The following is a 23,265-nucleotide window of genomic DNA, read 5'->3' as shown; positions in this document are numbered from 1 at the left end:
CTCTTTGAAAATCCATATCTCAAAAGTACATTTTTAGAAGCTAAAAGCGAAATGCACTAAAGTACATAGTTTTAACTATTTTTGGGACCAATAAAGATGAAACACAAACTACTATTGACATTCTTACTAATTTCTACCATTATCTCGCATACACAGGAATGAAAATTAAGCATAGAAGCAAGTTACCCAATTCCTATAAACAGTAATTCCATACCTAGTCAACACAAGGAAATAATAGATATTCGCACAAAATATCTTTTTCACAGTCATCTTCGTACTTTAACTTTAGGGATTTCTTCATAAACTGAGAACTTACAAAACACTCTTTAGGAATAGCGATGAACAAGGCTACTGAACAAATACTTATTTAACTTACACATAGCTAAATACTTAACTAAAAAACAATAAAACGACCGACTGCTTTTACTGGATTAAGACACACAATGACAATCTTTAAAACAACAGGTACCAAAACGATGATATACCCAAACTGTCTGCCCCAGATAGTAGCGGTAGCCCCGAAAGATAAAACGCTATTTTTTATGGAAGCAGCAGAGCGATCAAAGGAAGCTCCTGCTGTGACCTTGTAGAAAAAGCGTTTTGAAAGAGGACTAAAAGGAATAGCTAGAATTGGCGCATGATAATCCTCTACTTCCTTTTATGTATGGTGATGATAACAGTCTTGGATGTTGGTGTATTGCTTATTCGGGCTTTGCTATGTAGGGGTACGAGAACGTTTGTCTCTGGAAAATAGGTCGCCGTGCAATACCTCGGGATACTATAAGGAATGACGATAAATTTTTCGGCTAAGCGCTCTTGCCCCTCAAAGTGACTTACTAAATTGACTAAATCATCTTTCTTTAACCCAGCTTCATCTATATCTTGTTGATTCATAAATACGACTCGACGCTCGTTTAGAATACCACGATAACGGTCGTTTAGCCCATAAATAGTTGTGTTGTACTGGTCGTGCGTACGTATGGTCATCATTATATACTGCCCTTTTTCTAGTATAATATCTGAAGGTTCGTTAATTGTGAAATTGGCTTTTCCGGTATTGGTACTGCTAAAATCATTTTCACGCGCATTGTTTGGCAAATAAAATCCACCAGGTATGCGAACGCGTTTATTAAATTGAGTAAATCCTGGAATGGTGGCTTCGATTGCCTCTCGAATCAAATCATAATTTCCTGCCATTGCTTCCCAATTTACCATAGAATTTTTTACGGTAGCTTTTGCTATTCCTGCAACAATAGCCGTTTCACTTTTTAAGAATTCTGACAATGGCTCTAGAATCCCCACTGATTTGGAAATCACCCCCATGGAGTTTTCGACAGTTACAAACTGGTCGCCACTAGCCTGAGCATCAATTTCGGTGCGACCCAAGCAGGGTAAAATTAGCGCTTCTTTGCCGTGAATCAAATGGGAACGATTAATTTTGGTCGAAATATGAACCGTTAAATCGCAATTTCGTAATGCTTGAGCAGTGACTTCCGTATCGGGTGTGGCAGATATAAAATTTCCACCCATTCCGAGAAAGAAATGTGCCTTTTTTTTGTGCATTGCCTCGATTGATTCAATTACATCATGACCCTGTTTGCGAGGCGCATTAAAATCAAAATAATTATCTAAAGCAGCTAAAAATGATTCTGGTGCTTTTTCCCAAATCCCCATCGTACGATCACCTTGTACATTGGAATGACCACGTACAGGACAAGTTCCTGCACCTTTTTTTCCGATGCTTCCTTTGAGTAATAATAAATTCACCACTTCGCGAATGTTATCTACTCCATTTTTATGTTGTGTCAAACCCATTGCCCAACAGACTATAATTTTTTTATTATCGGCAATCATTTCAGCAGCTTCAATTACTTCTTCGTATGTTAGTCCTGTTTGCGCTACCAGTTCTGTTACCTTATACTTTTCTAAGTCGGCTATAAAGACGTCGTATCCTTGTGTTTGTTTAGCTATGAATTCTTGATCGAATACGGTCCCAGGATTGGCTTTTTCTTTTTGGAGAAGCAACAACAATATTGCTTTCAAGAGTGCAACGTCTCCGTTAATCTTTACCTGCAAAAACAAATCGGATAAATCTGTACCACTTCCCAACCACTTTAATGGATTTTGTGGTTCGATGAAATTTTTCAGACCCACTTCTGGTAATGGATTTACACTCATGATTTTCCCACCATGATGTTTTGTTTCACCTAAAGCTGTTAACATTCTAGGATGATTGGTCCCTGGGTTTTGCCCCATGACAATAACCAAATCGGCATGTTTAAAATCATCTAGCGTCACAGAACCCTTCCCTATTCCCAAAGTCTCACCCAATGCAGAACCACTTGATTCATGGCACATATTGGAGCAATCAGGCAAATTATTGGTCCCAAATTGACGGACAAATAATTGGTACAAATACGCCGCTTCATTACTAGTACGTCCCGAAGTATAAAAAATGGCCTCATCTGGGGAGTCCAAACCGTTCAATGTTTTACCTATTAATTGGAACGCATCCTCCCAAGGAATTGCTTCGTAATGAGTTGCACCCTCACGCAAGTACATAGGATGTGTGATACGACCTTTCTTCCCTAGCTCATAATCGGATAATTGCCCTAATTCATTGATGCTATGCAAAGCAAAAAACCCTGGAGAAACTCGGTTTTTGGTTGCTTCTTCAGCTACTGCTTTGGCACCGTTCTCGCAATACTCTGCCAAGAAAGAACGTTTTTCATCTGGATCTGGCCAAGCACATCCTGGACAATCAAAACCATCTTTTTGATTTAGTTTTGCCAGTAAACCTATACCTTTTATAATTCCAACCTCATCCTTAATATATGTCAAAGCAGATTTAATCGCTTTAAATCCTACGGCAGAATGTGGAACTTCAATTTCTTCAATTCCTGTTAGTTTTTCTGGTGGTTGCGCTATTGTTTTCTTTATCATAATGATAGTATTTTTTATATTCAATCAAATCTTGGTGATCCCTATGGGTTTGAATAAATGGTTGCTTTGTTATCTCTAGAGAACCCAATTAAACAGATTCCGAATTCCTTAGCATAATCAACCGCCAGAGAAGAACAGGCTGAAACGGCTACAATTGTCCCTATTTTTGCAAAGAAAGCCTTAGTTATAATTTCATAAGAAACCCTCCCGCTTACTAGTAAAAATATGCCTTTTTTTAATTGTTGTGATTGAATCAATGCTCCCACACATTTATCGACCGCATTATGCCGACCAATATCTTCCTTGAGTACTATCATTTGATACTTAGCATCAAAAATAGTAGCTGCATGAGACCCTCCTGTTAAACTAAAAGTTTTTTGATTGGCCGTCATCAAGGCAAACATTTCGGGTAGTTTGTTTAAATTGAGTGAAGGCTGTTTTGCTAGTTTGGTTTTTGGGCTATCAAAATCTTCTAGCTGCTGTTTACCGCAAATGCCACACGAAGAAACCGATAATAAAGATCTTTTATTGAGATAACCAATTCCTATTTGATCTTCTGGAATAGTCACTTCAATTTTAGTGAAGCCATTTGGCGTTTCAGAAATGATTTTCATCAGAAGTTCACCCGTATTTCTGTAAATATCTTCAACATAAAGTAATCCTCGAATGAGGTCAAAATCATTTCCAGGCGTTCTCATTACAACTGTAAACGGACTTTGGTTAATACTAATTTCCAGAGGAGCTTCGACCACCAAAAAATCATTTACTAACTCCCTAGTTTCAGCATTTTTTTTAATACCCTCATAAGTCACTGTTTGCATTTCATTCCTTATCATATTGTAAAAATACAGAAAAAGACAAAGAATGCATTTACTTATACCGTTAAATCAATAACGGATTATGTTAAGTTTTACAGGCTACTCGAATGGCGTTTTGAAAATATATTAACTTGCTAGAATCCACCTTTTACCATTGTACAAAACCGAAGGATCTATTAACACGATACAAAATACTCCCGAAACAATAAGAAACTTCAGGATGTTGTGCAGTACCAGATATTGTTCTTTGGACGTAGCTTTCCACAAATACATCAAAAAGAAGATTAAGATGATCAATGCTATATAAAAATAAATATCCATATACCCGACCTCATAAATAGCAACTAAGAGGTACACAGGGAAAATGGTCAAAACAACCAACATAGTAATGATTTTTTTTGATACAGCAACTCCAAAACGAATTGGAATAGTACGGTAATCATTAGCTAAATCCCCTTTGATATTTTCTAAATCTTTTATCATCTCTCTAATTAAGAGTAATAAAGATAAAAAAGCAGCATGTGCAAAAATCACCGCAAAATGAGATCTATAGCTAATAATTTCTTCGAAACTTAAATTATAATAATAATGCAAGGTGATGGCAAAAAAAGGAATTACAGCCATAAAGGTAGCCGTAAGATTACCAACTACTGCATACTTTTTTATTTTATGAGAATAAAACCAAATCATAAAAATATAAGTTGAAAAGAAAAGAAAAACTTTCCAAGACACCAACAATGCCATGGCAGCTGCTAGAAAATTTAATCCAAAATATACTTTCAATTTTGTAGCTTGACTAACCAAACGATCCAACATCGATTTGTTTGGTCGGTTGATTAAATCTTTTTGGCTATCATAAAAATTATTAATAATATAACCCGAAGCGATGGTAATTGCAGAAGCAAAAACTAAAAGAAATAAATCGCCATCAAACAAAATATCTAATGCCCTTTTCTCTGGTGCTAAAATAAAAATTGCCGATAAATACTGCGCCAAAATGATTACCGGAATATTGTACCCTCTTACTACAGAGAACAGACTCAGGATTTTTTTCAATAATAGCCTTTGTTTTCTACTGAGCATTTTTTTTAATAGTCCAATTTGTTCGTATGCAATAAATACAGAATAGAAGTATATTAATTTTATTTAAAAACTAATCTTAAAATTGATAAACGACTTCTAATTTATAATCTTTTAAAGAAGCTTTGGCGCGTTCTAAATCTTCGGTAAAACCCAAAATATAACCACCTCCACCAGAACCACACAATTTCAAGTAATAATCGTTGGTATCTATTCCGTGTTGCCAGAGCAAGTGAAATTGTTCTGGAATCATTGGTTTAAAATGATTCAAAACAACTTTTGATAATTTCTTGGTATTAGCAAATAAAGACTTCATATCGCCGCCAAGAAAATTCTCTACGCAAGCATCAGTATGTTTTACAAATTGGTTCTTTAACATGGCACGAAACCCTTTGTCTTTCAAGTTTTCCATAAAAATATTCACCATTGGAGCTGTCTCTCCCACAATCCCGGAATCCAATAAAAATACCGCTCCTTTCCCGTCAAAACTTTGATTTGGAATCCCAGTTGCTTCTATATTATCTTTGGAATTAATTAAAATCGGAATACTCAAATAACTATTCAAAGGATCAAGTCCTGAACTCTTACCGTGGAAAAAGCTTTCCATTTGGGAGAATATATTCTTCAATTGCAATAATTTTTCACGAGTTAAGTTTTCTAAAACTGTGATTTTATCTTGCGCATATTTATCGTAAATCGCTGCTACAAGAGCACCACTGCTACCAACTCCATAACCTTGTGGAATACTAGAATCAAAATACATACCTGTATCAACATCACTTTTCAAAGCATTCAAATCAAAAATAACCAATTCTGGTTGCTCAATCTGTAAATTTTCTAGATAAGTAGCAAAACGCTGTAAACTTTGATTGGACGCAATAGCTTCTAGAGATGCATTTTCGTCTCTCTTCAAAGCTCCATTGTAAAAATTATAAGGTATCGAAAGCCCTTTTGAGTCACGAATAATTCCGTATTCTCCAAAGAGTAATATTTTTGAGTAAAATAAAGGTCCTTTCATATATTTTTTAAATTAGCAATTTGGGCTTGGTAATTATTTTATTAATCTTATTTAGGTCTTATCTGGTATCGAAAAGAGCCCAAATGATTACCTTTTATTTTGAAAAAGCAAAGAAAAAGCTACTTTTTTTTAACATCACACATTTCCGAACTTTTTATTATGAAACGAAATTGGAAACAAATCTGGATTTCACGTAATCCTTTTTATATTTTCATACAATTTGGTTGCAAACCTGACTTGTACTTTTTTATTCCAATTCTCTTCTAAATAAGCCAAAGCCTCAGCAATATCTCTTTTAGTCCTATCAGTTATCACAGCCTTTCTCATTTACCGAGATAAGGAGTTATAAATTCATCAAAATCAGAATACCTCCCTTTCTCCGCCTCTAGCAATGATAACTGAATCTCTTCTTTCTGCAATTCACTCAAATCATCCCACCAATTTTTAGGTTCTCGTGTGAAAACTTTTTTAATTGATGCAATAATTGTTTCGTCATTGACCTACAACAACTGCCTAATTTTCTCTAACTTTTCTAATTGAATATCCATAACTAAAAAATCAATCTGTAAAGATATGAAAAATTAGACTTGGAGCGCGCCATTTCCAATTTGATCACAAAGGTACTGACCATTTTGACAATAGCCAACTAATTCGTCTTTAATAAATTGCAATACTCTCTCTTTCTCATTTACTGGATACAGAACATGCACATTTGCTCCTGCATCTAGGGTGAAACAAACTGGTGTTTTTGTGTTTTCTCTAAATTTCCAAATCGCATTGATGATCTCTAATGTATTTGGCTTCATTAAAATAAAATACGGCATTGAGGTCATCATCATAGCATGTAAAGTCAAGGCTTCGCTTTCAACTACTTTTATAAATTCATCTAAATCTCCATTTTGGAAAATTGAAATTAATTTATTTAAATTTTCATGTGCTTGCGCAAAACGTCTTTCGGCATACGGATGGTTGTGCATTAAATCATGCCCAAGTGTACTCGAAACTTGTTTTTCTCCTTTGTCTACTAAAAGAATAGTATCTTGAAAACCTTTGAAAACGTCGTGAATTGCATACGGATACTCTACACCATATAAATCTGAACTCCCTTTGACATTAGTTTGATTTCCCCACACTACTACTTGTCCTTTTACGCTTCGACAAGCACTACCCGAACCCAAACGCGCCAAGAAAGAGGCTTTTTGATAAAAATAATCATCGGACATTTCAGGATCTAAGGCTCTCTCCAAACTCATTAAATTCATTGCCAAAGCTGCCATACCTGAGGCTGAAGAAGCAATTCCGGAGCTATGCGGAAAGGTGTTTTCGGTATCAATGGTAAAATGATAGTCTTTCAAAAATGGTAAATAAATTGCTATTCGATCAAAAAAATTATTGATTTTCGGCTTGAAATCTTCTTTTGGATTACCATCAAAAAGCAAATCAAATGAAAAAGATTCATCAGACAAACTTACTTTTTTAACGAAAGCTAGTTTGGTAATCGTTTTACAATTGTTCAAAGTAAAACTTACAGATGGATTAGCTGGAATTTGATTTTCCTTTTTACCCCAATATTTCACTAAGGCAATATTACTGGGTGCTGTCCATTGAAAATTTCCATTTTCAATAGTTTGAGAATATTTCGATGGGATAAAATCAGTATCTAAAAACATGAAAGTCAATTTTTAAGCAAAGATACTTTTTTTGTGCCATCCGTATTATGTCAATTTGATTTATTACTTGCATAAATTTGATTAAATTTGGCTTTCGAAAATACTATCTCATGAATAAAATAAGTAAAATCCTTTGCATCGTAGTTACCTGTTTGGCTATTGGCTATCTTTCTGGAACAGTAACCCGCAGCGCGATCACAACCTGGTATCCTACTTTGACAAAACCAATTTTCAACCCACCAAACTGGATTTTCGCACCTGTTTGGAGCATGTTATACATTATGATGGGAATTGCAGCAGGTTTGGTTTGGGATCGTATTGAATATGAGCAAGAAATTGTCAAAAAAGCTTTGACTGTCTTTGCTATTCAGTTGGGTTTAAATGCACTTTGGTCGTATTTATTTTTTGGACTCCAAAATCCGTTGTTGGCTGGATTAGAAATTATTATCCTTTGGCTATTCATTTATGAGACTTATCTACAATTTTCCAAAATCAATAAAATTTCAGGCTATTTGTTCTTGCCATATTTAGCTTGGGTTAGTTTTGCAACAGTATTGAATGGAAGTATTTGGTGGTTGAATAAGTAATAATCATCAAATAAAAAAGATAACATTTTACTAATGAATTTTACAACTACTTAAAAGTATGAGCTACTTACTGAAAGTGAAATAATAGTACAAAATAGAATTCACTAAAAAATTATTCCTGCCCATGAAGTTTTTTGAATTCCTTATTTTTTTTATAAAGATATTCCATAAATATAAGTTGGTTCGAATTATTGGATAACATTATTTTTGATTCGGGATCAAAATCACAGAAATCAAGAAATGGACCGATTTCTTCTTTTTTTAATTTTAATGTTTCGGTATAAAACTTTTGATCAAAACGATATACGGCTGTTGTTTTAAAATTTACCTCAACACCCCCTTCTTTTTTATGTTTAAACAAACCACCAAAAAGCAACTTACCAACTTTGATTAAATCAAGTGGCTTATCAATACTTCCGTCGTTAACTCCAGGGTTTTTTATTTTATTTTCATTTCGATACAAGGTTACTTCATCTCTCTTGGACTCTTCCCATTTTTTATCAAATTTCCAATCTACATTAATTTGATGAATGATAACTTCCTTCAACTCTTCAGGTTTTTTATCAATTAGGATCACCATATTATTTTTTTCAATATCCTCTGAACTCAGCTTGATACCTTTCAATATAAAATCTTTGCTATAAAAAAGAATACTATCATTTACACTAACAGGCAAGACAAACTCTCCTTTTTCGTTTGTTTTAGTATTGGTAAAAGTTGTCTTATTGATGACATCTACATTTTCTAAAACGAAATTTTGAAACATTACTTTACCTCTAAGTAAATTATGTATTTGAGAATAACCTAAAGAAGGAATGCAAATAATAAGAATAACAACTGTTTTTATTTTCATAATTATTAACAACTTAAAATGAATACAAAATACTCAATTACTTCATAATATAATTAATTAAAAATGTAATTTTTAGTTAATTATATTATGAAGTAAATTATGCTTAAAATTTATAAGAAATACTTATTTATACTAATTAACAGCAATCTTTTGAATAGCCCATTCATTTACTAAGCCCGCCCCCCTAGCTTTTGTCATTATATAAATCGCATTTCCTGTGGAATTACTAAAAACAAAATATGGTTCTGCATCAAAATAATTAAAACCACCAAAATTATTTGGCACTTGATACTTTTCTAATTCTATTTTATTTTTAAGATTTAAATTTGTAGCATTATAGTTATAAATATAAGGTGATTTTACTGGTAACCAAGCACTACCTAAATTAATAATAACAAATAAATTCTCCTTAGCAGCAGAATGATCAAGCCATTCTATATTTGAATCAGCAGCTATACTACCATTATACACCATGTCTGAGGATCTTACGTCCGAAGTTCTCAATACTGTTTTACCTCTTGTAAAAATTCTAACACCATCTTCTGTAAACCATAAATTACCTGACATTGGATAATCACCATGGTAAGGAGAATCATAAAGCATGTTTGCTACTCCATTTTGAATATCATATTTCTCAATATCCGAAGGACTTACTCCATTATCTGCACCGTAAATATACTTACCAGAGGAATGCAATCTCCCTTTCGTTCCTGCATAAATTGACCCTCCGGTGCTGAGTGCTTCATTATCATTTGATAAATTCATATTAATACATCTAATATTGGTCCATTGATTTTCCTTAGGAAATACGTAAGCCCATTTATTATTTCCTAATACAATATCAATAGCAAAACATGATGAACTGTATGTTTTTATGATTGCTTTTGTTTTTAAATTGACATAAGTAATATGGCCGTCATGACCAACAACTGCAGTTTCTCCATCTTGTGATAACGATACGCACGTTGGCGTGTAGACCAATGGAATCGTTTCCATATTTAATGTAATAGGATTATAAATTGATAATTTAGAAGGATTTGCAGAAACAAAAACCAATTGATCTTTGACTTTAGAATATTCAGCATCCATTACATCACCTATCAAAATAGATTTTAGTTCTTTAAAATTATTGACATCAACAGCTATTGCTTCTTCATTGTTATTAATTTTCAAGTTTAAATTAAAATTAGTCGATCCATTAGGCAAAACACCCCTATTAAGAGTAACGACTATTTCTTTCTGACCACCCACTTCAATAGTACCTGCGTTTGACGACAGAATCGCTATTACATCTCGATTATCAAAGCTATACAACAACGGAATATTACCATTATTTTTTATACTAAATTTCACTTCACTATTATTAATAGAAAAACTGAGCGTTTTGGGAATACTATATGATATATTATCTCCAACAATCGCCTGTAAAAGGATTGTTTTATTCCCTAACGTCGTTGTGAATTCTAATTTTCCTTCATATTTTCCGGGTTGTAAATTTGTTACATCAGATGATAAAATTACTTCACTGAAACCATTTGAAGTATTTATATTTCCTGATTTATGATCGGCCTGAACCCAGCTAGGCATTGAGGTAATTTGATAATCACAATCAGATTTTGGGTTTGTTGAGATAAAGAGAGATTTTGTTTCAGAACCATTAAATACAATAGTCTCTTCTGAAAAAATTAATTTTGTTCCTTCAAGATGATCTGATACACAGCTGAAAAGGGAAATTAGGATGACAACTAAGAGTAGTGTTTTTTTCATATGCTAAGTTTTATCATTACCTCAGTCTTAAAGTAAAATCTGAGTTTGTGCAAATATATATAAAAAAACATTTAAATAGCATTCGCCAAAATAAAGCCACTCGTCCAAGCATTTTGGAAGTTAAAACCACCCGTAATGGCGTCAATATTTACAATTTCACCAGCAAAATATAGGTTAACATGTAATTTGCTTTCCATAGTCTTGAAGTTGATTTCTTTAAGGTTGATTCCGCCCGCAGTTACAAACTCTTCTTTAAACGTACTTTTTCCATTGACTTGAAATGTTCCTTTGGTAAGTTGTTGTCCCAATTCTTGCATTTGTAGTTTAGACAAATCAGCCCATTTAGTTTCAGACTGTATTCCCGAAGCAAGTACTAAGCTTTCCCACAATCGATTAGTGAGTTCAAAAGGTGATTTTTTGGACACCATTTTTTTAGCGTGTTCTTGTTTAAGCGTTTTTAATACTTTTTCTACATCTTGAGTATCTAAGTCGTTGAGCCAATTGACATAAACCGTAAACTGATAATTTTTATCGTGTAATATGCGCGCACCCCAAGCCGAAAGTTTTAAGATTGCAGGTCCGCTCATACCCCAATGTGTGATTAACAGCGGCCCAGTAGAAACCAATTTCGTATCTTTTACTGTCACCGTGGCAAGCGCCGAAACGCCTGGTAACTCTTTGATACGAGAATCTTTGATATTAAATGTAAATAGTGAAGGTACGGGCTCTACGATAGCATGACCGAAATTTTGCAGCATTTCCCAAACTTTAGGATTACTACCTGTTGCCAAAATGAGTTTTTCGGTCAAGTATTTTTCGTTTTGGCTTTCTATCTGCCACAATCCTTCTTTATTATAAATTGATTGTACGCTTTGCCCTGTCAATACCGAAATTCCTAATTTTTGAGTCGCTTGTAAGAAGCAATCAATGATCGTTTGAGACGAATTGGATACTGGAAACATACGCCCATCCTCTTCAATTTTAAGTGCTACACCATGTTTTTCGAACCATTCGATGGTATCACCAGAACAAAACTGATGAAATGGACCACGCAATTCCTTTTCACCACGAGGATAAAATTTCACTAATTCATTGGGTTCGAAACAAGCATGTGTTACATTGCAGCGTCCACCCCCAGATACGCGAACTTTGGATAAGACTTCTTTTCCACGTTCTAAAATAGCAATTTTTAATTTCTTATTTTTCTCTGCAATATTAATAGCAGTAAAAAATCCAGCTGCACCACCGCCGACTATTATAATATCAAAATTTTGATTCATATGTTATTGTATTCGATCTGGAAAATCAGAAATAATTCCGTCCACACCGTAATTTTGTAATGCTTGTAGGTCATTCACTGTATTTACAGTCCATGGAAAAACCAGAAAACCTTGCTGTTGTAAATGTTTTGTAGTACCAACTTCTACTAATTGAAAACCTGGATTGATAGCCTTTGCTTTTATTTTTTTAGCGAAAGCTAATGCTTCCTCAATTGTAGTCTCGGTCAAAACTGCAATGGGAATTTTTGAATCTAAAATTGTTATCTCCAAAAGCATCTCCCATTCGAAACTCGACACGATAAAATCAGTATAATTCCATTTATTAATGGTGATGTAGTGTTGAATCATATCGACTACTGGCTTTGCAGTTCCTCTGCCTTTAAGTTCGATATTGACAAAACATTTTCGATTAATTACCTCTAAAACTTCATCTAAACGTGGAATATATTGTTCTTTTTCTATTCGAAACTGCTGCAATTGTTGTAAGGTCATCTTTGCAACCCACCCTTTCCCGTTGGTAGTTCTATCAACAGTCTCATCGTGAATTACTACCAAAATTCCATCGGAAGACAAATGCACATCCAATTCGATGCCATTTACCCCCAAATCGAGGGCTTTTTGGAAACTCAATATTGTGTTTTCGGGTTCGTATCCTCGAGCTCCTCGGTGACCAATTTTTAACATGAGGCTAGTTTTGGAACAAAGGTAAGGAAACTATACTGAGGTATAATTCAAAAACAAAAGCTATTTCACAGAGATACAATATGATTCCAAAATATTGATTTGAAAAAACAACAATGCTTAATTAAATTAACTCAACTCCAATATCAAAAACGATTTACCTTCTACTGCCAAATCATTTTTCAATTCTAGTGATTGTGCTGAAAAAACACAAAAACCAGTTATATAATTTTCTAGATTTTCTTTGAAACGGATTGTTGGTACTGTTCTGGTTTCTGTATTATTATTGATAACTACCATAATGGCTTCCGTTTCATTGTATCGAAAATAGACATAAATATTATCTTGAGGAATATAATGAGTAGTTTTCCCGAAATGAATCACAGCTTTGGTTTGGCGCCAATGAAATAATTTGGAAGTAAAATTGAAATATTCATTTTGTATATCAGTACGACTTTCTGGATCGAATGCATTATTTATATCGCCTTCCCAACCACCAGGAAAATCTTGACGAATATCTGCATCACCAATATATTGATCTCCTCCCATTCCGATTTCTGAGCCGTAATATACCTGCGGAATTCCGCGTACAGTGGCCAGTGTCACCATTGCCAATTTGTATTTTTGCAAGTCGTGATTGTAACAATAATTAAGCCTTTTGGAATCATGATTTTCGGCAAAAATCATTAAATTATTCACATTAGGATACAAGAAATCAAACGTCAAAGAATCATATACTCGAGTCATTCCTCTATCCCAACACCCATCATCTTCGTTAAAAACTAATTGCAAGGCGTCGCAAAGGGAGAAATCCATGACAGATGGTAAATTGGAATTAAAATCATGAATTTCGCCTGTTTTACTATCTTTTTGCCAATAAGCCAAAATACCATGATTACGCTGTGTAATTTCGCCCACCATATTAAAATTGGGATATTCTGCCATGATTGCATTGGTCCATTTGACCATTTGCAAAGGTTCGGCATAATTGAAGGTATCAATTCGTAACCCATCCAAATTGACGTATTCAATCCACCAAATAGCATTTTGAGTAAGATATTTCAACACCAAAGGACTTCCCATATTCAAATCTGGCATTGTAGGTACAAACCAACCTTCAATACACTGTTGACGGTCAATCTTGGCGGCATTGACATCAATTACAGTGGTACGTTTGTGGTTGGTCTCGGTATAGATTTCAAAGGTATTAATCCAATCTAATGTAGGCGGGTCTTGCACCATCCAGTGTTGCAATCCCCAATGATTGGTTACATAGTCATGAATTAATTTCATATCCCGTTTGTGCAACTCTGCAGACAGGCGCACATAATCTTCATTGGTTCCAAACCGCGGATCCACTCTGTACACATCTGATTGTGCGTAAGTGTGATAGGAAAACTCTGCTTCATTATCCTCACATACGGGTGTGTTCCATATGGCAGTTGCTCCAGTAGATTTTATATAATCGAGATGCTTCGTGATGCCATTGAGGTCACCTCCATGACGACCTCCTGGTAGTTCTCTGTTGTATTTTTCGGTAGTATTTTTATCATTGGTATTTTCACCATTTCCATTGGCAAAACGATCTGGCATGATCAAATAAATCACATCCGAAGAGTCAAAGCCTTTTCGCTCTGAGGATAGTTCTCTCCTTTGTCTGATGTTATATTTTTGAGTGAATACGGTTTTATTATTTTGTTTAAATATAAAAACAATTTCTTTGGCATGTTTCCATTTAACATTGATCGTAACAAATAAAAAATTGGGATTCTCGGTTTTAGTTACTGTGATGATAATTCCTTTTTCGACCGTTTCAACAAAATTTTTACCAATATTTTCGCCATAAAACATAATTTGCAATTCTTTATTATGCATGTCTGCATACCAAAAAGGTGGCTCAATTCTTTCTAAGGGTGATTGGTATTTTGAATTCATGGTTAGGATTGCAGTTTTTGGTTAAGAAATCAAAAATACAATATAAAAAAAGAAGTTGTACTGCTAAATATTATTTTTCTTACTAAGAAGAAAACATCTCTTGTTGTTTTTGTAACTGTTACCAATTCGCTATTCAAATGCGTGAAGTATACGAGCAGTATCTTTTTTTTTGCAAAAAAAATAGAAAGGCTGACTCATCACCCAATAGCTATCTGGGTCACGAAGCGGCATGCCTAGAACAATTACTTTTTAGGATACCAAAGATTTTTTAAAATCTGATGGAGAAACCCCTTCAGACTTTTTGAAAAATTTACTGAAGGCTTGAATATCTTCATAACCGACTTCATAAGCAATTTCTTTGATACTCAAGTCAGAATAACGCAACAACCTACGTGCCTCAAGAACTAATCGGGCTTGAATAATTTGCAAGGGCGATTTTTCATTGTACTTTTTAAAGAGGTTCGAAAGTGTCTTGGGACTTTTATTCAACATCTCTGCATAATCGGCAACTTGGTGTTTGGTTTTGAAATGGCTTTCGACCAAATAATTATATTCACGTACGATATCCAATTGATTGTTATCGAAAGTAGTCAGTTCTGTTTGCTCTTTATAAATTCGGGTACTCAGAATAAGCAATCTTTTGAGCATCATTTGAAGCATATCATTTTGGAGATTGTCTTTGGATTCCATTTCGATAGAAAACATTTTCCACAAGACTTCAAATTTTTCAACTTCATTATCTGGAATCGTTATTTTAGGAAATTGTGAAGCTCCAAAAAACAGAATCCCTTTACACCCTACCTCGTTATCATGATCCGAAATGCAATAAAACGCACGATTGAAGCGTACCAATCGTGCCTTAGTAACTGATACAATAGTGACTTTGTGGTACTCCGTTAGAAATAGAACCGTGTTTTCAGGAAAAACATATTCGCCACCATCAACATTGACCTGCATATCTTCTTGGCACCAAATAACGCTCAGACTTTCGCTCACTTTTTCTTTGAGCAAATCGCAATTAGAAGCATCAATTTCGGCTAATCGTACAAATTCATTAAGCTGGCCGGTGTATAGCATTTTGTTTTAGATATAAATTAAGTGATACAATGTAGTTCAAATCTATCATATAGTCGTAGGTTTTTAGAATTCCTTACAAAATTATTGGGATTACGGGCTTTTAAGTATCTTTGAAACCAATCCAAATTTTACAAAACAAAACCATGAACTGGGAACAACTTTTATCATTGAGACGTCAGGGAGACAAAGGCAAACGACTACGCATTGAACAAGACGACACGAGACTAGGCTTTGAGGTCGATTATGACCGCATTATCTTTTCGGCCGCCTTCAGAAGTTTACAAGACAAAACACAAGTTATTCCGCTGTCTAAAACTGACTTTGTACACACAAGACTGACACATAGTTTGGAGGTTTCTGTTGTGGGGCGCTCTTTAGGACGATTGGTAGGAAAAAAAATAATCGAGAAACATCCGCATTTAAAAGAAGTACATGGTTTTCACATGAATGATTTTGGTGCTATTGTTGCGGCGGCTTCTTTGGCACATGATATTGGAAATCCCCCTTTTGGTCATTCTGGAGAGAAAGCCATTGGCGAGTATTTCTCCATTGGAAAAGGTCAAAAATACAAAGAGCAACTGAGCTCCAAACAATGGCAAGATTTAATTGATTTTGAAGGAAATGCTAATGGTTTTACAGTACTTACAGGTAGTCGTCCCGGTATTGAGGGTGGTCTCCGAATCTCATATGCTACTCTTGGTGCTTTTACCAAATACCCAAAGGAGAGCTTGCCGAAGAAGCCAACAAAAAATATTGCTGATAAAAAATATGGTTTCTTTCAAACAGATAAGGACTTTTTTCAAGAAGTAGCAGCAGATTTGGGATTGGTACCTAATAAATCTGGTGATGATATAGGTTTTGAAAGACATCCTCTCGCTTATTTAGTCGAAGCTGCCGATGATATATGCTATACAATTATTGACTTTGAAGACGGAATCAATCTCGGACTGGTATCTGAAGATTTTGCGCTAGAATACCTCATCAAATTGGTAAAAGACAGTATCGACAGTTCAAAATATAAAACGCTAGAGACTAAAGAAGATCGCATAAGTTATTTGCGTGCCTTGGCCATTGGTAGTTTGATTAACGATGCGGTAACGGTTTTCATTGCCAATGAAGATGCTATTTTGGCAGGAGAATTTCCATTTTCGATAATGGAAAAAAGCAAGTACAAAGCGCAAATGCAAGACATCATTAATTTGAGTATTGACAAAATTTATCAAAGTAGGGAGGTAATCGAAAAAGAAATTGTTGGATACCAAATCATCCAAACACTTTTGGACAAATTTATAACCGCCTTTGACAATAACCACAATGGTACCGCCTCCAATTATGATGCGCTGATCATGAAATTATTACCCGAAAAACATCATTTGAACAAGGACAATTTATACGAGCGATTATTACACATTTGCCACTACATCTCGTTATTGACAGATGGGAATGCGCTTGAATTATTCAACACGATCAACGGTAAAAAAGGAGTTTAGATTTTAAGGAGCAGGACAATTTCGTTTTAAATCACGAGTTGTCCCGCTTTATGTAGAATCTTTTTATTTGTCCCAATTCAGTCAATCTCTAGGACGATCAAAAAGTATACGTCATACCAACACCTAACACTTGTTTCAATTGCATTTTTGGTCCTACGGTGATTTGCTCACCATTAACTTCTTCTTTAGCCTTGATATCATCATCATATACCAAATGAACACCAATATTAGTTCGAACATATTGATTTACAATTAAATCAATTGCTAAATCATAATAAACATCTACATTTCCATATTTATTGATATAGTCAGAATAGAGACTCAAACGATTCTCCAAATTAATATTTTTAGCTATTTGTTTTTTATAAAAGGCTGTAATCAATGTACCTAACTCCGACTTAACCTTCTTTCCATGCTTGATTAAATTACCATCTGCATCATAAATTGCTTTGGCCACACCAAATGAACCACCATCTGCAAGGCGCTGATTACCGACAATCGTAATTTTGGATGTAAAGGGAGAGAAATAAAACAAACGATCTTTTTTATCAGAAGCATATTCAGCTCCAACACCGAGAAAAGAATAAGCTGGAGCAAACGGTGAAGAAACTGCAATATCTTTGTTTGGATAATTATAACCATCAGTAAACTGTGTATTAAAATTAAACTTGGCACTATGATACCAATTTGATTTTTCGTTTTTACGATATCCAAAAGTTGAACTAAACTGAAATGCATCATCTGTTTTACGAAGTTCAGTACCATCTTGCTTGTTCAAACCATATCGCATAATTAATTCATTGGCCCAACGCGTATTTTCGTTACTATAATTTCGATTGAACTGCATATTCATCAAACCCGAAATTGAGCTAACCCCACCTGCATTCCAGTTCACGAATAAAATTTCTGAAATAGAAAACCCTATTTTATTCTTTTTTTCCCAATGAGAAATGCTATCATTAAGTACTAGAGGCGGTACTAAAGTGGTAATTATTTTTTGAGAAAAAACGGTTGTACTTACAATTAAAAACAATAGAATGAGAAAAATTTGTTTCATTATGAGTTTTTTACTTTCTTTTATATGCTGCTTATTTTATTGATGCCAAAAAAAGGCTTCTCAAACTGCTAACGTCTATTTTACAAATTTGTTGTAGTTGATCAACTGTCCCATGTTCTACAAATACATCTGGAACCCCTAGTTTTTCAACGGGAATTGCATAGTTATTTTGAGAACCAAAATCCAAAATAGCTGCCCCAAACCCACCAATTACTGTGCCATCCTCGATAGTTATAATTTTCTTGAAGGTTTTAAAAATTTCATGCAAGGTTTTTTCGTCCAAAGGTTTAACAAACGGAAAGTCATAATGCGCTATATCGATTGGCTCACCCAAATTATTCAAAGCTGTTGTAACATTTTTTCCGATAACTCCATTTGACAAAATAGCTATAGTGCTACCTTTCTGCAAACAGTTTGATTTTCCTAATTCTATTTTTTTATACTTTCCAAAATAATCTTTTTTCCAATTCTGAGTTACTCCACGACCTCGTGGATACCGAATTGCAATTGGAAAATTAATTCCTAATTGAGCAGTATATAAAATATTCTGCAAATCAATTTCATTCAAAGGCGAATAGATTACCATATTTGGAATGCAACGCAAATATGCCAAATCAAAAACGCCGTGATGTGTTGCTCCATCTTCACCTACCAAACCTGCTCTGTCTAAGCAAAAAATCACGGGTAAATTTTGCAAAGCTACATCGTGAATGACTTGATCATACGCTCGCTGTAAAAAAGTAGAATAGATATTGCAGTACACAATCATGCCTTGGGTCGCCATACCTGCAGCCAATGTAACCGCATGTTGCTCGGCAATACCAACATCAAACGCACGCTCTGGCAAAGCTTCCATCATAAATTTCAAGGAACTTCCTGAGGGCATTGCGGGAGTAATACCGATAATTTTTTTATTTTTTCTGGCTAAATCCAAAATTGTCAACCCGAATACATCTTGGTATTTTGGCGGTAAATTTTCTTCAGATTTTGAATATATCTCACCTGACAAAGCATTAAACTTTCCTGGAGCATGGTATTTTACTTGGTCTTCTTCGGCTTGTTTAAGCCCTTTACCTTTGGTTGTAATTATATGTAGAAATTTTGGCCCTTTAATTTTTTGCAAACGCTTTAGTTCGTTTACGACAGCAAAAATATCGTTCCCATCAATGGGTCCCGAATAATCAAAATTCAACGATTTGATCATGTTATTCTGGCGGTGATTTTTTCCTGTTTTTACAGCAGTCAAATAATTTTTTAAGGCTCCTACGCTAGGGTCAATTCCGATGGCGTTGTCGTTTAGAATTACTAATAAATTGGCATCGGTAACTCCTGCGTGATTCAGACCTTCAAACGCCATTCCGGATGCGATAGACGCATCTCCAATTACTGCGATGTGTTGTTTATCGAATTCGCCTTTGAGGTTGGAAGCAATAGCCATTCCCAAAGCTGCCGAAATAGATGTAGAAGAATGTCCCACACCAAAGGCATCATAAATACTTTCACTTCTTTTTGGAAAACCAGAAATGCCGCCCAATTGCCTGTTAGTATCGAATAATTCTCTTCTTTCGGTCAAGATTTTATGGCCGTAGGCTTGGTGCCCTACATCCCAAATCAATAAATCTTCGGGGGTATTAAAAACATAGTGCAAAGCCACAGTCAACTCCACCACGCCCAAACTGGCTCCCAAATGCCCCTCTTTTACAGCAACGACACCAATAATAAAATCACGAAGTTCTTGCGCCAATTGCGGCAATTGTGATTCGGTCAAAAGACGCAAATCGGTTGGATTGTGAATATGTTCTAGTAAATTGCTTTTCATTATGGAGATCAAAAAAGCAAATTTACGGTTTTAAATCTAATTTTGTTTTTGAAAGTAGAATTGAATTCCAACTCTAAATAATCAACTAAAACAATTGGTATGTAAAAGTTGAGGCGATTAAAATCATTAATTGCCTCAAAAAATAACTACATTTGAGGCAATTAATTTGATTAAACACCTCATGCGCTACAATTGGCAACTACCAAACTGGCCTGATTTCACCTTTGACGATTCGGTTTTAGACTCGTTATGCATTGCTTTTGCTTTAGAAACAGGAGAATTAAAAGGGCTTGTTGATTCATTATCAACAGAAATTCAGCAAGAAACCGTTTTGCAATTTATGATTTCAGAAGCTATTAAAACATCTGAAATCGAAGGAGAATTTTTCAGTCGTCAGGATGTAATGTCTTCTATAAAGAAGAATCTAGGTCATGGAGATGTTTTTGAGCACATTCGAGACAAAAATGCTCAAGGTGTTGGAAAGTTGATGGTAACCGTTCGTCAATCGTATTCTGAAAAGCTGACTGAATCTACCATAAAGCAATGGCATGCTATTCTCATGGAATATTCCAAACATGTTAATCCAGGCGATTATCGAAAAGGGGGAGCACCAATGCAAATCGTTTCAGGTAGTTTTGGAAAAGAAATTATTCATTATGAAGCACCTCCATCCAATCGAATCCCTGAAGAGATGTGCGTTTTTATCGAATGGTACAATGATTTTAAAGTAACAGCGACGGATATTAAAAAAGCATTAATCAAAACTGCTATTTCACATTTGTATTTTGAGAGCATTCATCCGTTTGAAGATGGAAATGGTAGAATAGGAAGAGCGATTGCCGATAAATGTCTTTCGGAATCACTCAATAGGCCTGTTTTAATGAGTCTTTCGAGTACTATTGAGCAAAATAAAAAACAATATTATCAGTCTCTAAAAGAAGCACAACAAACTCTCATCATTACAGATTGGATTTTATATTTTTCAAATTTAATTTTGGAATCACAACAAAGCGCCAAGCAAATGGTTTTATTCACTCTAAGTAAAACCAAGTTTATGGATACTTTTAAAAACCAAATGAACGAAAGACAAACGAAAGCCGTTTTGAAAATGTTCGAAAATGGAATTTCTGGTTTTAAAGGCGGCATGACGGCTCTGAAATACATATCGATTACCAAAACCTCCAGAGCTACTGCAACCAGAGATTTACAAGATTTAGCGGAAAACGGAATTTTGATTCCAAAAGGAGAAGGTCGAAATAGGAGTTATGATTTGGATTTTAATTATTTTAATAGCAGTTTTTTAAAGTAATGAAATTGGCATAGTATATTGTGTCCTTGTTTTTTTGCCATTTTGTTCACCTGGTTTCCATTTTGGGGACAATTTTAAAACTCTAATAATTTCATTTTGTACTGCTTGGTCAATCGTTGATTTTGGCTGAGCATAGGTTAATGAGCCGTCCATTTCTACTGTAAAGGAGAAAATAATTTTATTTTCTTTTGTAATGTTTTCAGGAATTTTAAATTCGTTTCTAAAAAAAGAGTAAAATTTCTGAATTCCTCCATTATATTCTGGAGCAATTTCAAATCCGATACCTCCGTTATAAATTTCATCTTCAACAATAGTATCTTGTTTTATTGCATTTTCATAATTATTTTTTTTAGGTTTTACAAATTTCACCTGATTCCCTTTTGGAGGCGGGGGTGGCGCAAGAACAGAGTTTGTCGAATTGGATTTTGAAGGTATCATTTCTCCAACGGTCATATGTTCTTCTTTTACAATTGTATCTTGAACAACTTCAATTTTATCAATCTTTAGTTTGTTTCCATTTTTATCGGCACAACTAAATAAAGTAGTTCCCATTGCAATAAACAAAGCCAACAAAAATGCTTTTTGAAAATGTTTTTGCGAATATAAAACTCGATTAGGGATTTGAATAGTCAAGGAATTCAATTGAGAACTTTTAAATCTTCCGCAAACGTTGCTATGCTCTAGAAAATAGGCTTGAATTTTATCTGATTCCATATTAGTAAAATCAACAACATTTTTGGAACAGCTTTCGCAAAAGCGACCATTTTTATTTGGAGTCATTTTATTCCAATCCTCGAGGCAAGGTTCGGGAATGGAAATCTTATACTTTGTCGCCATTTAAAAATCGTTTAGAATATTAAAAGTAACAAAAATAACTTCAAAACCCTACTTTTGCAAGATGATAAACCCTTTCACTGACGAATACTTTATGAAACGTGCTTTGCAAGAAGCCGAAGCCGCTTTTGAAAAGGGTGAAATTCCTGTAGGCGCTATCATTGTTGTAGACAACCGCATTATTGCCCGTTCGCACAACCTTACCGAATTACTACATGACGTTACAGCTCATGCCGAAATGCAAGCCATTACTGCTGCTGCCAACTTCTTGGGCGGAAAATATCTTAAAGATTGCACCTTATATGTAACACTCGAGCCTTGCCAAATGTGCGCAGGTGCTTTGTATTGGAGTCAGATTTCGAAAATTGTCTTTGGGGCATGTGATGCGCACCGTGGTTTTGAAAAAATGGGCGGACAATTACATCCTAAAACTACTGTTGTTCGAGGCGTTCTTGCCGACCAAGCTGCCGACTTAATGAAAAGGTTTTTTGCTGACAGACGAAAATGATAGGACGCGGATGAAACGGATTCGCTATCGCGAAGTCGCAGATAAAAACGGATTTTTTACTCTTCCTTATTATTAAAAATAAAAATAGCATCTTTTACCTCAAAGTACTCGACCTAGTTTGTCTCGCTGAAAGCATCTCTGTAAAGATGCGTACAATGATGCGGCAAATATTGAATACAAAACCATCTTCTTTTACCTCAAACCAATCCATCTAGTTTGTCTTGATTGATGAAATCGTCTCTTTTAAGTTGCTCTTAATGATTTGGCAAATATTCTACACAAAACCATCTTCTTTCTCCTCAAACAATTCTACCTAGTTTGTCTCGCTGAAAGCGTCTCTGTAAAGATGCGCACAATAATGTGGCAAATATTGAACACAAAACCATCTTCTTTTAGCTCAAACCATTCTACCTAGTTTGTCTCGCTGAAAGCGTCTCTGTAAAGTTGCTCACGTAAACTATTGCAAATATAGCACGCAAAACTATTCATCAGCTGGCACGCAGATTTCAAAAGATTTACGCAGATGCTCTTTTATTTCC

Annotated in this window: 18 protein-coding genes; 4 read left to right on the top strand and 14 right to left on the bottom strand. The window is 34.8% G+C overall.

What is annotated here, in order from left to right; genetic code table 11:
* Window positions 1-648 precede the first annotated feature (648 nt).
* The 5 genes from M2326_RS13685 to M2326_RS13665 form a co-directional block, all read right to left on the bottom strand.
* Window positions 649-2,943, bottom strand: a complete 2,295-nt coding sequence (locus M2326_RS13685; RefSeq protein ID WP_264620114.1) for an FdhF/YdeP family oxidoreductase — start codon at window positions 2,941-2,943, stop codon at window positions 649-651.
* 41 nt (window positions 2,944-2,984) lie between these two features.
* Window positions 2,985-3,764 carry a formate dehydrogenase accessory sulfurtransferase FdhD gene (gene fdhD / locus M2326_RS13680; RefSeq protein WP_264620113.1) on the bottom strand — a complete coding sequence of 260 codons (780 nt, stop codon included), beginning with the start codon at window positions 3,762-3,764 and terminating at the stop codon, window positions 2,985-2,987.
* A gap of 123 nt (window positions 3,765-3,887) precedes the next feature.
* Window positions 3,888-4,844: a geranylgeranylglycerol-phosphate geranylgeranyltransferase gene (locus M2326_RS13675; protein WP_264620112.1), complete on the bottom strand. Its 957-nt coding sequence runs from the start codon at window positions 4,842-4,844 to the stop codon at window positions 3,888-3,890.
* Between the two features lie 76 nt (window positions 4,845-4,920).
* Window positions 4,921-5,859: a mevalonate kinase family protein gene (locus tag M2326_RS13670; protein ID WP_264620111.1), complete on the bottom strand. Its 939-nt coding sequence runs from the start codon at window positions 5,857-5,859 to the stop codon at window positions 4,921-4,923.
* Between the two features lie 581 nt (window positions 5,860-6,440).
* On the bottom strand, window positions 6,441-7,529 hold the full coding sequence (locus tag M2326_RS13665) for a diphosphomevalonate decarboxylase (RefSeq protein WP_264620110.1): 1,089 nt from the start codon (window positions 7,527-7,529) through the stop codon (window positions 6,441-6,443).
* Window positions 7,530-7,639: 110 nt separating this feature from the next.
* On the opposite strand from M2326_RS13665, the gene M2326_RS13660 reads away from it, so the two are divergent.
* Window positions 7,640-8,116, top strand: a complete 477-nt coding sequence (locus M2326_RS13660; protein ID WP_264620109.1) for a TspO/MBR family protein — start codon at window positions 7,640-7,642, stop codon at window positions 8,114-8,116.
* 112 nt (window positions 8,117-8,228) lie between these two features.
* Here the strand turns inward: M2326_RS13660 and M2326_RS13655 are convergent, their stop codons facing one another.
* The 6 genes from M2326_RS13655 to M2326_RS13630 all read right to left on the bottom strand — a co-directional run bounded on the left by M2326_RS13655 (window position 8,229) and on the right by M2326_RS13630 (window position 15,709).
* Complete coding sequence (locus M2326_RS13655) at window positions 8,229-8,969, bottom strand: hypothetical protein (protein ID WP_264620108.1); 741 nt, start codon at window positions 8,967-8,969, stop codon at window positions 8,229-8,231.
* Between the two features lie 132 nt (window positions 8,970-9,101).
* Window positions 9,102-10,736 carry a hypothetical protein gene (locus M2326_RS13650; RefSeq protein ID WP_264620107.1) on the bottom strand — a complete coding sequence of 545 codons (1,635 nt, stop codon included), beginning with the start codon at window positions 10,734-10,736 and terminating at the stop codon, window positions 9,102-9,104.
* A gap of 71 nt (window positions 10,737-10,807) precedes the next feature.
* Window positions 10,808-12,016, bottom strand: a complete 1,209-nt coding sequence (locus M2326_RS13645) for a BaiN/RdsA family NAD(P)/FAD-dependent oxidoreductase (protein ID WP_264620106.1) — start codon at window positions 12,014-12,016, stop codon at window positions 10,808-10,810.
* 3 nt (window positions 12,017-12,019) lie between these two features.
* On the bottom strand, window positions 12,020-12,700 hold the full coding sequence (locus M2326_RS13640; RefSeq protein WP_264620105.1) for a glycerophosphodiester phosphodiesterase: 681 nt from the start codon (window positions 12,698-12,700) through the stop codon (window positions 12,020-12,022).
* A gap of 126 nt (window positions 12,701-12,826) precedes the next feature.
* Complete coding sequence (locus M2326_RS13635) at window positions 12,827-14,632, bottom strand: glycoside hydrolase family 13 protein (RefSeq protein WP_264620104.1); 1,806 nt, start codon at window positions 14,630-14,632, stop codon at window positions 12,827-12,829.
* 249 nt (window positions 14,633-14,881) lie between these two features.
* Window positions 14,882-15,709 (bottom strand): helix-turn-helix domain-containing protein, encoded by an 828-nt coding sequence (locus tag M2326_RS13630; RefSeq protein WP_264620103.1) that lies wholly within the window; start codon window positions 15,707-15,709, stop codon window positions 14,882-14,884.
* 143 nt (window positions 15,710-15,852) lie between these two features.
* Between M2326_RS13630 and M2326_RS13625 the strand changes: the two genes are divergently transcribed.
* On the top strand, window positions 15,853-17,199 hold the full coding sequence (locus tag M2326_RS13625; RefSeq protein WP_264620102.1) for a deoxyguanosinetriphosphate triphosphohydrolase: 1,347 nt from the start codon (window positions 15,853-15,855) through the stop codon (window positions 17,197-17,199).
* A 97-nt stretch (window positions 17,200-17,296) separates the two neighbouring features.
* Here the strand turns inward: M2326_RS13625 and M2326_RS13620 are convergent, their stop codons facing one another.
* Together M2326_RS13620 and M2326_RS13615 are read right to left on the bottom strand one after the other, a co-directional pair.
* A complete protein-coding gene (locus M2326_RS13620; protein ID WP_264620101.1) occupies window positions 17,297-18,256 on the bottom strand; it encodes a DUF3078 domain-containing protein in 960 nt (319 codons plus the stop codon).
* Window positions 18,257-18,287: 31 nt separating this feature from the next.
* Complete coding sequence (locus M2326_RS13615; RefSeq protein ID WP_264620100.1) at window positions 18,288-20,075, bottom strand: 1-deoxy-D-xylulose-5-phosphate synthase; 1,788 nt, start codon at window positions 20,073-20,075, stop codon at window positions 18,288-18,290.
* 130 nt (window positions 20,076-20,205) lie between these two features.
* Here M2326_RS13615 and M2326_RS13610 point away from each other — a divergent pair, with 130 nt between their 5' ends.
* Window positions 20,206-21,384, top strand: coding sequence for a Fic family protein (locus M2326_RS13610; RefSeq protein WP_264620099.1), 1,179 nt, complete (start codon window positions 20,206-20,208; stop codon window positions 21,382-21,384).
* Here the strand turns inward: M2326_RS13610 and M2326_RS13605 are convergent.
* Window positions 21,376-22,221, bottom strand: a complete 846-nt coding sequence (locus M2326_RS13605) for an energy transducer TonB (RefSeq protein ID WP_264620098.1) — start codon at window positions 22,219-22,221, stop codon at window positions 21,376-21,378. The two genes, M2326_RS13610 and M2326_RS13605, sit on opposite strands and share 9 nt — an antisense overlap.
* A gap of 61 nt (window positions 22,222-22,282) precedes the next feature.
* Between M2326_RS13605 and M2326_RS13600 the strand changes: the two genes are divergently transcribed.
* On the top strand, window positions 22,283-22,726 hold the full coding sequence (locus tag M2326_RS13600; protein ID WP_264620097.1) for a nucleoside deaminase: 444 nt from the start codon (window positions 22,283-22,285) through the stop codon (window positions 22,724-22,726).
* Window positions 22,727-23,265: the final 539 nt, after the last annotated feature.

It is taken from the genome of Flavobacterium psychraerolatum, from assembly GCF_025960985.1.
Classification (GTDB): Bacteria; Bacteroidota; Bacteroidia; order Flavobacteriales; family Flavobacteriaceae; genus Flavobacterium.
This window is presented reverse-complemented; position numbering and strand designations above follow the sequence as displayed.